The 14,621-nt window shown below is 65.5% G+C and carries 9 protein-coding genes; 4 read left to right on the top strand and 5 right to left on the bottom strand.

Annotated elements, in window-relative coordinates; translation table 11 throughout:
- Positions 1 to 385: 385 nt before the first annotated feature.
- Genes ACIBI6_RS40390 through ACIBI6_RS40375 form a run of 4 tightly spaced genes read right to left on the bottom strand, consistent with a single transcriptional unit; the run spans position 386 to position 5,542 of the window.
- Positions 386 to 1,687, bottom strand: coding sequence for a hypothetical protein (locus ACIBI6_RS40390; RefSeq protein ID WP_396960443.1), 1,302 nt, complete (start codon positions 1,685 to 1,687; stop codon positions 386 to 388).
- Positions 1,687 to 2,757, bottom strand: a complete 1,071-nt coding sequence (locus tag ACIBI6_RS40385) for an AAA family ATPase (protein ID WP_396960441.1) — start codon at positions 2,755 to 2,757, stop codon at positions 1,687 to 1,689. Before ACIBI6_RS40385 ends, ACIBI6_RS40390 begins: the two co-directional genes overlap by 1 nt.
- Positions 2,754 to 4,781: a Mu transposase C-terminal domain-containing protein gene (locus ACIBI6_RS40380; protein ID WP_396960439.1), complete on the bottom strand. Its 2,028-nt coding sequence runs from the start codon at positions 4,779 to 4,781 to the stop codon at positions 2,754 to 2,756. Before ACIBI6_RS40380 ends, ACIBI6_RS40385 begins: the two co-directional genes overlap by 4 nt.
- Entirely contained in the window at positions 4,781 to 5,542 is a 762-nt protein-coding gene (locus tag ACIBI6_RS40375) for a TnsA-like heteromeric transposase endonuclease subunit (RefSeq protein ID WP_396960437.1), read from the bottom strand. Before ACIBI6_RS40375 ends, ACIBI6_RS40380 begins: the two co-directional genes overlap by 1 nt.
- Before the next feature lie 289 nt (positions 5,543 to 5,831).
- Between ACIBI6_RS40375 and mobF the strand changes: the two genes are divergently transcribed.
- The 4 genes from mobF (at position 5,832) to ACIBI6_RS40355 (ending at position 13,434) form a co-directional block, all read left to right on the top strand.
- Positions 5,832 to 11,852 carry a MobF family relaxase gene (gene mobF, locus ACIBI6_RS40370; protein ID WP_396960435.1) on the top strand — a complete coding sequence of 2,007 codons (6,021 nt, stop codon included), beginning with the start codon at positions 5,832 to 5,834 and terminating at the stop codon, positions 11,850 to 11,852.
- Between the two features lie 229 nt (positions 11,853 to 12,081).
- Complete coding sequence (locus ACIBI6_RS40365) at positions 12,082 to 12,405, top strand: transposase (RefSeq protein ID WP_396960433.1); 324 nt, start codon at positions 12,082 to 12,084, stop codon at positions 12,403 to 12,405.
- On the top strand, positions 12,405 to 13,151 hold the full coding sequence (locus tag ACIBI6_RS40360; RefSeq protein WP_396960431.1) for an IS3 family transposase: 747 nt from the start codon (positions 12,405 to 12,407) through the stop codon (positions 13,149 to 13,151). The genes ACIBI6_RS40365 and ACIBI6_RS40360 overlap by 1 nt, the downstream gene beginning before the upstream one ends.
- 94 nt (positions 13,152 to 13,245) lie before the next feature.
- A complete protein-coding gene (locus ACIBI6_RS40355; RefSeq protein WP_396960429.1) occupies positions 13,246 to 13,434 on the top strand; it encodes a hypothetical protein in 189 nt (62 codons plus the stop codon).
- A 520-nt stretch (positions 13,435 to 13,954) separates the two neighbouring features.
- Here ACIBI6_RS40355 and ACIBI6_RS40350 read toward each other — a convergent pair.
- Complete coding sequence (locus ACIBI6_RS40350) at positions 13,955 to 14,614, bottom strand: hypothetical protein (RefSeq protein ID WP_396960427.1); 660 nt, start codon at positions 14,612 to 14,614, stop codon at positions 13,955 to 13,957.
- Positions 14,615 to 14,621 lie beyond the last annotated feature (7 nt).

Here is a 14,621-nt window from a genome sequence, read left to right as displayed (position 1 = left end):
CCTCGTCACGGCATCAAGTGTCGTCATCACGGCACCTTCCCGCTGAACATCGCTCAGCGAATCAGGCCGGAAACACCCTTAAATCCACAGTCCCCACTTCTTCTTCTGTCCGTTCCGGACGATCCTTGCGGTACTCGAATCGCTGACCTGCGGCCCGAAATCTATTCAGTGTCTGCGCTTCTCCGTTTCGTCCGGACCTAGGTTGCGGATTGTTGGGGGGTTCATGGCTATATCCAGTGGATCCCGCTGGATGGGAGGAAACGAGATAGGACGCCGGCCTCGCCTTACTTCGAACGGTTCTGAGCCGGTGGCCCTCCGGTCGTCGAGGTGAGGTCTGGATTCACCGAGGCGATGGCCGGTCGCCTTTCACGCCTGTTCATCGAAATCAGAACTGCCGTCGCCGTCGAAGCCGGCGTGGCCTGGGTGTGAAGTAGGGCTTTTCGCTTACTGACCATGGCCGCGGTTTGGGATCTTGTCGTGGCTGTGCCGCTGGCCAAGGTGCAGGTTCGGTGGCGTCGGCGAGATAATCCGTCGGTGCGGGTTCAGGCCGGATGAATGCGAATCTTGCTGCTGTGCTTTGGTTCTCGCGTGTGGCGGATTGCGCCCGGGTGATTGGCGCTGTTGCCGTGGCTTTGACCGCGCTTTCGAACAGGGTGTTCTGCTCGGCCCACTCGCGGGTGATGACTGGTGCGAGGCTGCGGTGGTGGAGCATGGCGTCGCCGCCGCAACGGTGCTGGGCGAACCACGCGGCGCTGGTGAAGCGGGCTTCCTCGTTGCGTGGCTGAGGTTTTCGGTAGCTGGGTCCTCCGAAGGTGCGTTGGGTCCGGTAGTCGTGGAGAGGTCGGCTCGGTGGCCGCCAGCAGTCCTGGTCGATCCAGTGCGCGATGGCGTCGCCTGTGATCTGTGGCTGGTAGTCGGGTTGGCCGAGACGCCGCCCGATCTCGGCGGCGAATCGTCGTTGCATGTCCGGGTCGCCCGCGGCCAGATGTCGCCAGTGCAGTGATCCGAGGACCTCGGCGAGGTCGACGGTTTCGGGGTAGGTGGCAGCGAACAACTTCGACGCGGTGAAGGTCGTCAGCTCGGTGCCGGTCGGAATCAGCTGCTGTGCCCGCCTGGCCCATTGACGCCGTGCGTCCCCGCGTGGAGGTTCTTCTCGTGCGCTCCATCGGTGGGCGCAGATGAGGAAGCCGGTGAGCACGGCATCGAAGGTCGCTGCCGGTCCCAGGCGACCTAACAGTCGTAGGTGTGCGCGTTGCGCGGCAACGACTTCCGGCAATTCACCCAGTCCGGGTTGCGGAAAGCCGGTCAGGTCGGGTGGTCCGATCCAGATCCGATGGCGCAGGCAGACGAATCGGTGGTGGCCCAGCAGCTGCAGGGGCTGGCCGCCGGGATGGGCGGCGGCGCAGCGTTGACAACCGTGTTGAGGTTCGTGGCGCAGCGCGAGCCAGTCCGGTTCCGGGTCGCGCAGTTCGATGATCGCGCGGGCCAGCCGTTCGCGGGGCTGGTCGACGACAGCGGCGAACCGGTCCGGGTCGAGTCGGCGGGTGCTGGTGCCGTTGCGGGGTCGGCTGACTTGGGTCCAGAGTTCGGTGAACGGCATCTCGTGCAGGCCAGCGAGCCGGGTGAGGTAGGAGACGGCGATCTCGTTGGTGGCTGGTCGGATTCGGATCGGCAGCCGCGATCCCATCAGGCGCTCACTTCCCCGCGGCCGGCACTCGGGCGTCGACGTGGTGGCTCGCTGCGTGTGGCGGCGTAGTCGACGGGGATCTCGTCGAGCAGAGCTCGGGTGATCTTCTCGCTGCCGTCGTCGATGGCGAGGATGGCCGCGCCGCGGATCAGTTGCGAGAGCGTGCCGATCATGCCGCCGGTGCGCTGGTAGAGATATTCGCTGAGATTGACCAGGGTGCCTGGTTTGTGGCGGTGCAGATGAAGCATGCCTTCGAGTGAGGCGACAAGGGCGCGCCATGCTTCGCGTTGTTCGCCTGTGCCGTAGGCAAATGCGGTCGAGCCGATGAGGGTGAACCGTCCGGCGATCTGGCGTCCTCGGACCCCGGCGAACAATCCTTGGGCTTCGACCTCGATCCCGGCGTAGGCGAAGGTCGCGGGCAGGCGTTCGGCGAAGTACTTCAGTTGGTCGGAGACCTCGGCTCCGGAGCGGGTGGCCAGGTTCAGGTTGTGTATCTCATCGACCAGCACCAGATCCACGCTCGTTCGCGCCGCGGTCGCGCAGACCGCGTTGACGATATCGGGCATGTTCGCGCGGCTGCCGAACTCGAGCCCGAAGAACCGAGCGAACTCGACCGCGAGCATTCGCGGCGTGGCCGCCGGTGGAACGGTGACATAGACCACCGGGATCCGGTTGTGTCCGGCCGGGCCGGGGTAGCGTTTGCCGATCGCGCGTTCATGGGTGCGGCCCAGCTGGGTCAGTGCTGTGGTTTTGCCCGTCCCGGAGGCTCCGGACAGGATCAACCCTCGCCGGGCCGAGACCTGCCCGCGGTTGAGCTGGACCAGCATCCGGCCGGTGCGCAGCACTTGCCGGATGGTCGGGGTATTCACCAGCGGCAGCTGCCCGTGATAGTCACGGCGAGCTTCCTCGACACCGAGGCGGTGGGCTCTCGACAACCCCTTCACCGCAACGGGATCCAGGGGTGTGGGTGGTTCGGGCTGGTAGTCGACGAACCGCCGCCAGCCCTCCTTGGTGGTCAACGGTTCGTCTGCGGGCAGCGCGTCGGCATCGTCGCCGGTCTGACCGGTCATATCCATCTTTCTGCTTCGGCGTCGGCGTCGAAGACCCCGAACGCGATCACCTCGGCTGTCTCGGACTTCGGTTGTCGTTGTGGTGCAGGCTGTTCGGTCTCGGTGGCAGATTCCGGGGTGGGTTTGCGGTGTGTCGATGTCGTGGCGCGGGTGCGGGCAGCGACCTTGTGGCTGGTGGTGTCGGGGCCGTGCTCGGCTCGGGTCAACAGGTCATCGAGGGCGCGGGCGATCTCGGTTTCGGTGACGTCGCGGCCGGATTCGGTGACAAGGCGCCGCGCGTGGCGCCAGGTGAAGTCGGCGAACGGGGCAGCGACCATCGGCAGATGCGTCCACGCGACGGTGATCCAGCCGCCGTCGTGGTGGTTGCGGACGAACACCCGAGACAGGTCGTAGGGGTCGTAGTGCACTTCCCACAACCCTCGCTTGACCGCCAGCCCGGACGGCTGGCGCCGGTAGCGACCCAACTCCGGGCTGTCATAGACGCGGTTGTCGATGCGGATGCCGTAGTCGTTGATCTGTCGCCATTTCACCGGCAACAATTCCAGATAGTCGGTGCCCGACAATGTGATCGGCAGATAACCCGCCGCCGCGACGAGCGCAGCGTATTTCTCGTTCGGTGACAACTTCCGTCGCGGCGCCGCCGGATCCCGCAAGGCGTCGTGGCCGCGGTGCTGCCAGTAGATGACCCACTCATCGAACAGGTCCTGCAGCTCGCCGATCGTCCAGACCGCCTCGACACCGCGCCCGCGCAGGGTCGGGTTCGCGCCCTTGAACCCGGCGACATGTTGGGCGAACAGGGTTTTGATCGCGGTGAAGGTTGCCTCGACGACGGCCTTGTCGGTCGGGGTGCCCTTGCGGGCGGGCTGGATGGAGATGCCCAGCCGCTCGCAGGCCCGCTCGAAGACCTCCGAGACGAACACCTTGCCGTGATCGATAACGACCTGATCCGGGACGATCACCGGCCGCGCCGCCGCCTCCCGCATCCGTGCGTCGATCGACAGCAGCCGCTCGTGCGGCAGCACCGACGACGCCATCTGCATCGAAGCGGCCCAGCCGGGTCGCATCGGCTCGGGCACCATCATTTTCGCCAGCAGTAGCGACGCGTCGACCGCTTTCGTGCCGACCGGCCGCAACACTCCCGCGCAGAGGCTGCGGGTGGCGACGTCGACCGCGATCGTGAGATCGGCGCGGACCGGGACGCCGTCTTCGGCCAGCACCATCACATCGATTGGGGTGGAGTCGATCTGGACCTGTTCGCCCGGCCGCATCGCGAAGGTGGGTGTGAACATCCCATCCGGGCGGTTGGCCATCTGCCGTCGCGTCACCGCCGACCCGAACGTGTGCCGCCCAACCGAGAGCCGATCGATCAGGACATAGAACGCGCTGCGGCCCGGCAACGGCACCACCCCCGGACCGTGGATCTCCTCCACCCTCTTGATCACGCGGCGGATCAGCCGCGAGCGGGTGCCGGTGGATTGCGTGGTCTCGGCGTCGAGCATCTCCTCGATCACCTCGACCAGCCGAGGATCGCTCTGACCAGTCAGCTCGAACGTCCGCGTCACGCGCTGGTCGACCAGCCCCCACAACCCCTGCGCGGCATAGCGGGCCCGCTTGCCTTCGATCGTGCGCAGCGACACCCCCAACTCAGCGGCCTTGGCCCGCTGCCGCTGCGCCAGCGACGTCACCGCCGGGTCGTAGCCGTCCCGCGGTCGAGCTCCCGGCGCTGGATTCGGCGGCAACCCGGTATCGACCTCGACGACATGCTCGCGCCACCGTTGCGCCGCGGCAACCACATCCGCAGGCAACATATCCAGCAGCCCGAACGGCTCGACCGCAGGCAGCGACGCAGCGTCGAGCACCGTGAAGTCCATGGCGGCCATCAAGTGCGCGGCCAGCACCACCTGGTGGGCACCCGAGTCCGCCCGCAAACGCACCGAGGTGCCCGCCAGGCCCACCACCACATGCTCGTCACCATCGAAGACAACCCGATCGCCCACCCGCAACACCGAACGCCTCACCCCCATCAGATCACCCGCCCCTCCGAGACGACCTCGGTTTCCGGCGACAGCGGTATCGACACATCCACGTGCAACCGGTGATGCCACAGAAGGTGAAACAACACCGGCAGCACCGCAATCGGGTCACCAACCGACCCGGCACCTGCCATCAACCCGCCCGGCACCTCGAACACCGCAAGCAAGGCAGCAGTGATCTCAGGTAAGTCATGACGAGGGTGCCGATAGCCCGCCAACCAGCGAAGGTTCGCCGACACAACCGGATCCGCCGCTCCGGCAACCTCATACCGCCAGCCCAGCACCTCACACGCGACACCAGTCGCGGTGAACGCCTCAGCGTCCCGCGGCTTGATCCGGTCGACGGGCCGACAGTCCATCACCAACGCTCCGCCATCCGAACAGCGGGCGAAGTAGTCCGGCGCATGCGAGCGACGCTTACCCTCCGGCGTTGTCCAGAACAACCAGAACGGCTGCGCCGCAATACCGACCACATCGGGATCGAAGTCCAGCAGCATCAACCGATCTCGTTCCAACCACGACTCGTACCCGATCAAGCCTCCGGTCGTGGCCGTCCACCAACGGCCCACATGATTGCGCTGCCCCTTGTAGGCGGGAAACCCCCGCACCGGCAAGCAATCCTCGAACAGCACTGCACACGCATCAGCCAACACGAACCGCTGCTCACCGGATTCAGCATCGACACAAGCGATCTCGAACTCCCCAACCGGCGGCGACGAACCGCCGCCGGTGACCACACTCAGGCTCGGCACGGCCACGCAGTCTGCCCGCTACAGCAGTCCTATGTCCTCAGAATCCGCAACCTATGTCCGAACTCCGCAACCACCACCGCAAACTACCCCCGGACACCGCAAACTATCTCCATACAGAACATCTTCTACTACCCCTCACCTACTCCCTCTCTTTATCTCTTTCTCACAAGCACACCTCTTTCATCGAGGGTAACGATTTGGTAACGACCTGGGGATTTGCTTGATTTGACTAAAAAATAGTCAAATCCAACCCGTTGCGGTAATCGCTTGATGCGTGCCTGATGGATATATGACCGCGACAATTCATAAAGTCGTGGCAGGCAATGGCTATCAGTATTACCTGCGTAATGTCGCCGCGAACGATGATCCCGCTCGCGGCCGCTCCAGTCTGGCCGACTACTACTCCGCCCACGGCGAGGCACCGGGGCGTTGGCGTGGCACCGGCCTGGGGTCGCTGGGCATCACCGTGGGTGCTGAAGTCACCGAAGAGCAGATGAAATCGCTGTTCGGTTTGGGGCGTCATCCCAACGCCGATGTGATCGAAACCGCGGTCTATGACGAGCAGATCCGCCTCGGCGCGAAGCATAAGGATGCCGCGCGCGCGGCCGATAAAGCCTCTCGTTTGGGTAACCCATTTCGTGTTTATGCCGAGGTTTCCGAGTTCCGGAAACGGTGCGCGCAGGCATTCGAGCAACACAATATTGCGCGCGGTTCAGACCCGCACGACGTCATTCCCGACACTGAACGGGCGCGGATTCGCACCACTGTCGCGACACAAATGTTCATCGAAACCTACGATCGCGCGCCATTGAATGAGCGTGAATTGTCGGGGTGGGTGGCACAGAACTCTCGCCCGAACACGACCGCGGTCGCCGGTTTCGACATCACGTTCTCGCCGGTGAAGTCGGTGTCGGTGCTGTGGGCTCTGGCGCCGCGCGCGGTCGCGGAGAAGATCGAGGCCGCACATCAGGCCGCGATCGGTGACGCACTGGCTTGGCTCGAGCAGCATGCGGTGTTCACCAGGTTGGGGCGCAACGGGATCCGGCAGGTCGATGTCGAGGGCATCGTGGCAGCACAGTTCACCCACCGCGACAGCCGCGCCGGAGACCCGGACCTGCACACCCACGTCCTGATCGCCAACCGGGTCCGCGCCCTGGACGGGCGTTGGCGCACCCTCTACGGTGGCGCGATCTACCAGGCGGTGGTCACGGTGTCGGAGATCTACAACACCCGCCTGGAGCATCATCTCGAAGATCTCGTCGGTGTGGAGTTCACTGAACGCGCTGGAACCGATCCCACCAAGCGGCCGATCCGCGAAATCGTCGGTATCCCGTCCCGGTTGATCGAGGCGTGGTCGCGGCGCGAAGCCGCGATCAAGGTGCGTTTGGGTGAGCTCGCCGCCGACTTCCAGCACCGGTTCGGGCGCGAACCCGTCCCCGGCGAAATCTATGACCTCGCCCAGCGCGCCACCCTGGAAACCCGCCCCGCCAAACACCAACTGCGCTCACTGGCCGAACAACGCACCAGCTGGCGGGCCGAAGCCGTCGCGCTGCTCGGCGGCCGGGAACCGCTGTCGCGGATGGTCGCGGCGGCGTTGGATCCGATTCGTGTACCGCGTGTTTCGGTGTCAGCGCAGTGGATCGCAGACACCGCCGAGCGCGTGCTGGAGGTGGTGGCGGAGCATCGAGCGACCTGGCGGCCCAACAATGTGCGCGCCGAAGTCGAGCGGCAGATCCGCGGCCGCATCCGAGGCCAGGATTGGGAACACGCCGCCGAAGCGGTACTGACCCAAGCGCTCTCGCCGACCCAGTCGATCGGACGCGGCGACCCCGATATCGCGGACGAACCCGAATTGCGTACGGTGCCCGAGTTGTTGCGTCGTCGCGATGGCTCCAGCGTCTACACCGCCGCAAGCTCGCAGCTGTTTACCTCGGCGCACACGTTGTCGGTGGAAAAGCAGCTGATCGAGCTGTCGGTGCAGTCCGGTGCCCGCCAACTCACCCCCGACACCGTGGCTGCGGCGGTGCGCAACTACAACACGTTGCACCCGGACAGACCGTTGAATGCCGGACAGGTGGGTGTCGTCGAAGGATTCGCGACCTCGGGATTACGGGTGCATACCGCCAACGCCCCCGCCGGATCAGGTAAGACCACCGCGATGGCTGTGCTCACCGACGCCTGGCACACCAGCGGCGGACAAGTCCTCGGCCTGGCACCCACCGCCTCCGCCGCCGCGGTGCTCGGGGAATCGATCGGCGCCCGGGTCGAGACCGCCGACAAGGTCCTCGACGTCCTCATCCGGCACACCCCGCGTCCTGACAACCCGGCTATGGATCGTGATGTCCCGCCGACGCTGCCGCAATGGGTGCTGCAAATCGACGCCGACACGTTGGTCATCGTCGACGAGCACGTCAAGCTCGGCAACCTCAAACGGCTTCGGCTGCTGCGGTTTCTGGCTTCTCGTGGTGCGACGGTCCGCTGTATCGGCGACGATCAGCAACTGCCCGCGATCGAAGCCGGCGGCGCGGACGCGGACATGAACGCCGCCGCCCCCGAGCACACCCTGACCCTGACCCACGTCGTGCGCTTCGCCTCGACGGCCGAAGCGACGGCCAGTTTGCAGCTACGCGAAGGCGATCCGGCCGCTTTGGGCTGGTACCTCGACAATGCTCGCGTGCACGCGGGCCATCACGGCGCGACCCACGATGACACCTACACCGCCTGGGCCGCTGACCATCTCGCGGGCCGCGACGCGATCATGCTGGCCGCAAACCACGACGTCGTCAAAGCGCTCAACGCCCGCGCCCGCACCGATCGCATCACCCGAACCAGCAGCGTCGTAGGCGCGGAATGCGTTCTCGCCGACGGTCTCGGGGCCTCGGTCGGTGACACGATCCGCACCCGCCGCAACAATCCACGCCTACGTTTGGGCGCACACGACTGGGTGCGCAACGGCTACGCCTGGACCGTCACCACCGTCCACGACGACGGCAGCCTCACCGCGACGCACCTGCATTCCGGGGGAAAACGCGGTGCGAGTGTACGGCTTCCCGCCGACTACGTGACCGCGCATGTGCGCCTCGGGTACGCCACGACGATCGATTCCGCGCAGGGAATCACCGCCGACACCTGTCATGTCGCGCTCACCGGAGGCGAATCCCGGCAGCAGCTTTACGTCGCACTCACCCGCGGTGTGTACGCCAACCACGCCTACATCCCGACCGCGTTGGACGGCAGTGAAGGCTCGTTCTGGAGTGAACCAGCGGTGTTTCCGCGCACCGCCGTCGAAGTGTTGCTGCGCATCCTCGGCCGCGACGGCGCACAAAAATCGGCACACACCCAACTACGCGACGCACTCGACCCACGCACTCGCATCGGGCGCGCACTCGATATCTACCTCGACGCCCTCGGTGTCGCCGCCGAACACGCGCTCGGCGCTGATGGTCTGGAAAGTCTCGACGCCGCCGCGGAAGCATTGCGCCCCAACCTCACCGACAGCCCCGCCTACCCCGTGTTGCGTCAGCACCTGGCGATGATCGCGCTGTCCGGGCACGACCCCATCGCTGCCCTGCTAGCCGCAGCCGGAGCGCGGGAACTCGACACCGCCGACGATGTTGCCGCGGTACTGGACTGGCGTCTGGACCCCACCGGTGCGCACTCCACCGGCACCGGACCACTGCCGTGGGCACAAGCAATCCCGCCCGGTCTGCGCGAAGACCTCGACTCCACACAAGTCACTCCGCGTGCCCGCATCGTCGGCGACCTCGCGAACCAGATCCGCCGCGACAGCCACCAGTGGACTCCGGTCACAGCGCCGCACTGGGCCCGACCTCTCGTCGGCACCGATCCAAGGCTGCTCGGCGATCTCGCGGTCTGGCGCGCCAGCCTGCACATCGACGACCGCGACATGCGCCCCACCGGAGCACCCCGCTACAGCGCGCTCGAACGCGAGCACCAACAAGCCCTCGACGAACGAGTCACCCACGCGCTCGGCGACACCCATCTACCAGTGAACAAGTGGGCCGCCACCGTGCAGCGGTTGGAGGCCCGCGTCGTGAAAGACCCGTATTGGCCCGTCCTCGCCGACAAGATCGAAGTCGCCTCCCGCGCGGGAATCGACATCCACACCCGGCTCACCGACGCCGCCGCGTCCCGGCCGCTTCCCGATCAGATGCCCGCCGCCGCGCTGTGGTCGCGCCTGGAATTGGAACCCTCCGCACTCGACACCGGTCTCGGCCAACCCAACCTGCGCCCGGACTGGATCACCGATCTGCGCACCGTCCTCGGTGACGAAGCCGCCGACCGCGTCACCGCCGACCCGGCCTGGCCGCGTGTAGTCGCCGCGATCGACCGCGCAACCGGCACCACATGGACACCCCAGCAACTACTCACCACCGCGCACGAACTGCTCCTCGCCGCCCAACCCGACGACACCCGCGGCCTGCGCCCCGACCAACTCGCCAGCGCCTTGGCCTGGCGCATCGACGCACTCCTGCACCACACACCCACCCCACGCACCGACACCCCCACCGCCGATCCGCCTCATCACGCGGATTCGCCCGAATCCACCACACCCTCCGCTGCACCATCGCAACCCGAATACAACCAGGAAGGCCACCAGACAATGACTCCCGAACCTGCGTCACCACCAGCCTCCGATGTAGACATCGGAACTGAAACCGTCGCCGCGGAATTCCCTGACCGTATTCGTGAGGTGACCGAACTGTTCCGCACCGGCCAGATCGCTGCCGCCGTAGAGGCGTTCAGCGACTTCGCCGATACCGCTACCGATGAACAACACACCGTCCTCGCCGACATCGCCGAAACCCTTTACCGCAATGCCTTTCCCGTCGCCCGCGCACGGTTGCGGTGGGCCAGCCAGCGCCTGCCCGAGCATCGCGCACTCATCGAAGCATGCACACCAGCCAACGACCCACACGTCTACCAACCCCATACCACCCCAATCGAACCCGGCTACCGCCGCGACCGCCACCGCGAAGTCGCCCGTGACCACCCCAGCCACATCGACCCCGATGCACGCCGCAACCAGCTCACCGACGCACAGATCGATGCCCTCCGAACCGAGCAGGGCTACCACGACACCCGCGCCGACGTCGACGACCAGCCCTACGACAACGTGATTCCGGACGGAGTTCCGAATCACTACTACCGTCCAGTGCTGCCCGATGCGCGCCCGAAGCACCGCCCGCTCGACTACGACCGCGCCGCCCTGCCCGACACCCGAACGCTGAGCTGCGTCGCCTGCAGTCTCGAACGCACCCGCACCGACGCCTCCCCCATATCACCGCGCCGCGCCGACGACGGGCTATGCGGTGAATGCCGCGACAGCGGCCAGCAAGGCATCCCCGACCACGACCCCGCCGACCACATCACCGCACGCTGCACCCACATCACCGCCACCAAACCCCCCGCCGCCGCACGCGCAATACTCCGTCGCGACTGGCGCGCCACACACAACCCGGCACACCGGGCCGCGATCGAAGCATGGATCCACAACCACCCGCTACCCGACACCACACCTGAAACACCCACCGCCGCAACCGTCACCGACCCAGCGATCGACAATCCGCTCTTCGCTCTCACCGACACCCAACTCGACCACCACATCGACGAACTGCACCAAGCCCTCGCCCTCGCCAACACCGACACCGTCCTGTTCAACCCGCCCCAACACACCCCAGATCATGAATCAGACACCGACGACCACATCCGCCGCCACACCGCAGCACAACAGGCGATCCGCGACGCCCGCACCGCCGACCAACAACTCCACACCGCCGCAAAAGCCTTCCACGCCACCGCCACCGAACTCGCCGATGCCCGCGCCGCACTCAACACCACCCCCAGCTATCGCCGCAGCCACCGCCGCGCCCTCCAAAACCGCATCGACACCCTCATCACCGAACAAACCACCCGCAGCCGAAACCACAACACCGCACGCGCCACCGCACGCCAAGCCAACCGCGCCGCCACCCTCCTCGCCGGCACCCCCGACAACTGGGACCACCTGCTAGACACCGACGCCGCGACCATCCCCAACCACCGCCACGACAGCACCGACCTACAAGCAAACACCGACAACGAAGTCCGGACACGCATCGCCGACATCCACCAACAGCTCGACCAATACCGCGCAGAACAACAGCGCCGCCGCACACTCAGCCCAACTCAACTCGCGCACGAACAACAACTCCGTCACACCGAAACGGCCGACGATATCGCCCCAGAGTTCATCGACTACCGCGCCGAGACATCTGATCGGCAGCCAGAGGATGACCTCGGACTGTAGGGCGCAGAGCCATCAATCGCGCCAAACCAGAACAGTATTCGGTGGTCGTCCGCCGATCCCACCCTCGGCTACCCCGACGGAGCGCGTTGGGAATTCGCTTGTATGGAACCGGTCAATGACCACTGTGCCGATGATGGCGAAGCTGTGAAATCGTAGGCGCCCTGAGGTTCACCCCGGGTAGTGGACACCGAGTTGGCAGGATCACCGGTCCTGCTGAAAGGATGTCCTCATGCCTCCTCGCAAGCGTCGGTCGTTCACGGCCGAGTACAAAGTCGAGGCTGCCCATCGTGTGATCGATACCGGGCGTGGAATCGCCGAAGTCGCCCGGGAACTCGGAATCCACGAGACCGTGTTGAGCACGTGGGTGAAAGACGAACGCCGCCGGATCGCGGCGGCCGAGGTCCACGGGGAGAAACCCTTGGACGCGGCGGAGCGGGCCGAGTTGCTGCGTTTGCGAAGGCAAGTCGGTGAGCTGGAGAAAGACAACGCTTTCTTGGTAAAAGCTTCGGCGTACTTTGCCGCGATGCAGAAGAACCGGCCCGGTTCGATCTGATGGTGAAGTACGCCGGCCCCGACGACATCGCCGAGACCGCCGGCACCACCGCCCCCGAGGGGCAACGATTCTCGATCCGGCGTATGGCGCGGCTGCTGAAGGTCTCCACGTCGGGGTACTACTCGCATGTAAAACGTTGCGCTGCAACGATTGTGACGCCAAGGCAGCAACGCCGCGCCGATCTGACGGTCAAAATCCTGGACGTGCATGCTGAATCCGACGGCACCTATGGGTCCCCACGGATCACCACCGAGCTGCGCGAACGCGGTGAGACGGTGAGCGTCAAGACCGTCGCGGCGATCATGGCCGAGATCGGGATCGAGGGCATCAGCCCGCGTACCTTCAAAGTCCGCACCACAGTGACCGATCCGGCGGCGTCGTTCCCGCCGGATCTGGTCCGGCGGAACTTCGATCAGGGCCGCCTGGATGCGGTTTGGCTGACCGATATCACCTATCTGACCTGCGGGCAGGGCGAGATGTATCTGTGCGCGATCCGCGATGGGCATTCCCGCCGTGTGCTCGCCCATGTCGTCGCCGACCACATCGGCGCCGACATGGTCTGCCAGGGCATCGACCAAGCGGTGGCGACTCGTGACCACAGCATCGCGGGCACCGTGCTGCATTCCGATCGTGGCGGTGAGTTCACCGCGGGGTTGACGGTGAAAGCCTGCCATAGGCGCAAGCTGAAACGGTCGATGGGCGGGACCGGCAGACGAAGTTATCTTTTGCGAGCAACTAGGGCTTAGCTCAGAAGCGCGTAAATCGGCCGAAGACAGGCTGGTCCGCTTTCACGGTGACTGTGGTTGCACAGTAGGGGGATTCGCCCTCACAGGAACGTTGGTGACGCTTGTGGTCGTATTCGCCGTCAGCGACATCACTCCTTCGATCCATTCCTTACTCATCGCTGTCGGCATCGCCTTCGCTGCAGCGTCGGTCGGGAAGATAGCCGGATTGGTTTCCGCCCGGTGGCGGCTCGCCAGAGAGATTCAACACATCGGCAAGTTGCTCGAACAACCTCAACATGGGTAGTCACTCCATCATGCCGGCACCGGGGCTCCACTACCCGCCGACTCACGCGAATTGTCGTCAACGGCAATCCTTCGGTCCGCGTTGACTTGGCCGCCGACGGTGGCGGGCGTCCCAGAGCAGATGCAACTGATCCGATCGGTCAACGGTCATGCATGAAACCCCATCTAAAAATTCGCCCACATTCCAGTGCCAACCCACTGATTGTCGTTCAGATGGCGCTGGCCCAGACATTGCCCCATGACTGAGCGACCAGCAATCGCCGGCGGTGCGGGTCGAGCTTCGTGTTCGAGCCGCAACTGGCCGAAGTGCGTCGATTCGTGAGCTGAATTTGTCTGAATCTGCCGCGACCATCGCGGCAGGCATCATCGAACGTCACCCGCACGCGTCACTGGCGACCTCACGTACGGCAGCGCCGAAATGGCGGTTGACCGTCCATGAGATCGACAATGCCGTCACGAGCTACCCCGACGGAGAGTCCCTCGCCCGCATCGTGCTGCGAATCATCGGATCGCTGCGGCCGTCACAGGCACGGCCCAGCGGGCGCCTTGTCGACGCCGGACACCTCAAGGGCGGCGCTGGCCTCGAGCGCGTGGCTGATCTGCTGCGCGGTCGGCCCGCTAGCGGCGATGCTGGGAGTCCCGTGCTGATCGGCGTACGGTGCGGTGGCGTCGGCGCGACGGGCGTCGGCGAAGGGACCTGTTTCGGTGATCAGTTCGGGGGAAACATCGCCGGGGTCACCGGTCATTTTCCACCGCACCTGAGCGCCGGCGGCTTCAGCGAGGTCCTGGGCATCCATAGTGGGGTTCGCCCGCGTCAGCCGCTGCTCCTCCGCGGGGATGAGATACCGATCGGCAAACTTGTGTTCGGTGGTGTGGGTCTTAGTCGCCGGTGAGAGCTCTCCATTCGCGTCGGCTCGTTCGTGCACGGTGTAGGTGGTGCCGCGATCATTGGTTCCCTCAGTGGTGAGCAGTGTGGTGGCATGCTCGTCGGAGCGCGACTGCAAGGGTGAGAGGTTGCGGTTCATGCGCTCGGTCACCATGCCGGTCCGGGCCGCCGAACGTACTTTCGTCCAGTGTTGGACCTCGGTGCCTTCGGGCATGTCGTGCTCGCGGCGGTATGCGGCCGTCTCGCGGTCGGCGGCGGCTTGGTGCGATGTTCGCGGGGTGCTTCTTCTGCTCATGGTGTCT

Origin of the sequence: Nocardia sp. NPDC050412, from assembly GCF_044458825.1 — a bacterium.
Lineage (GTDB): Bacteria > Actinomycetota > Actinomycetes > Mycobacteriales > Mycobacteriaceae > Nocardia.
Note: the sequence above shows the minus strand (reverse complement) of the source record. Positions and strands in the feature narration are given on the sequence as shown.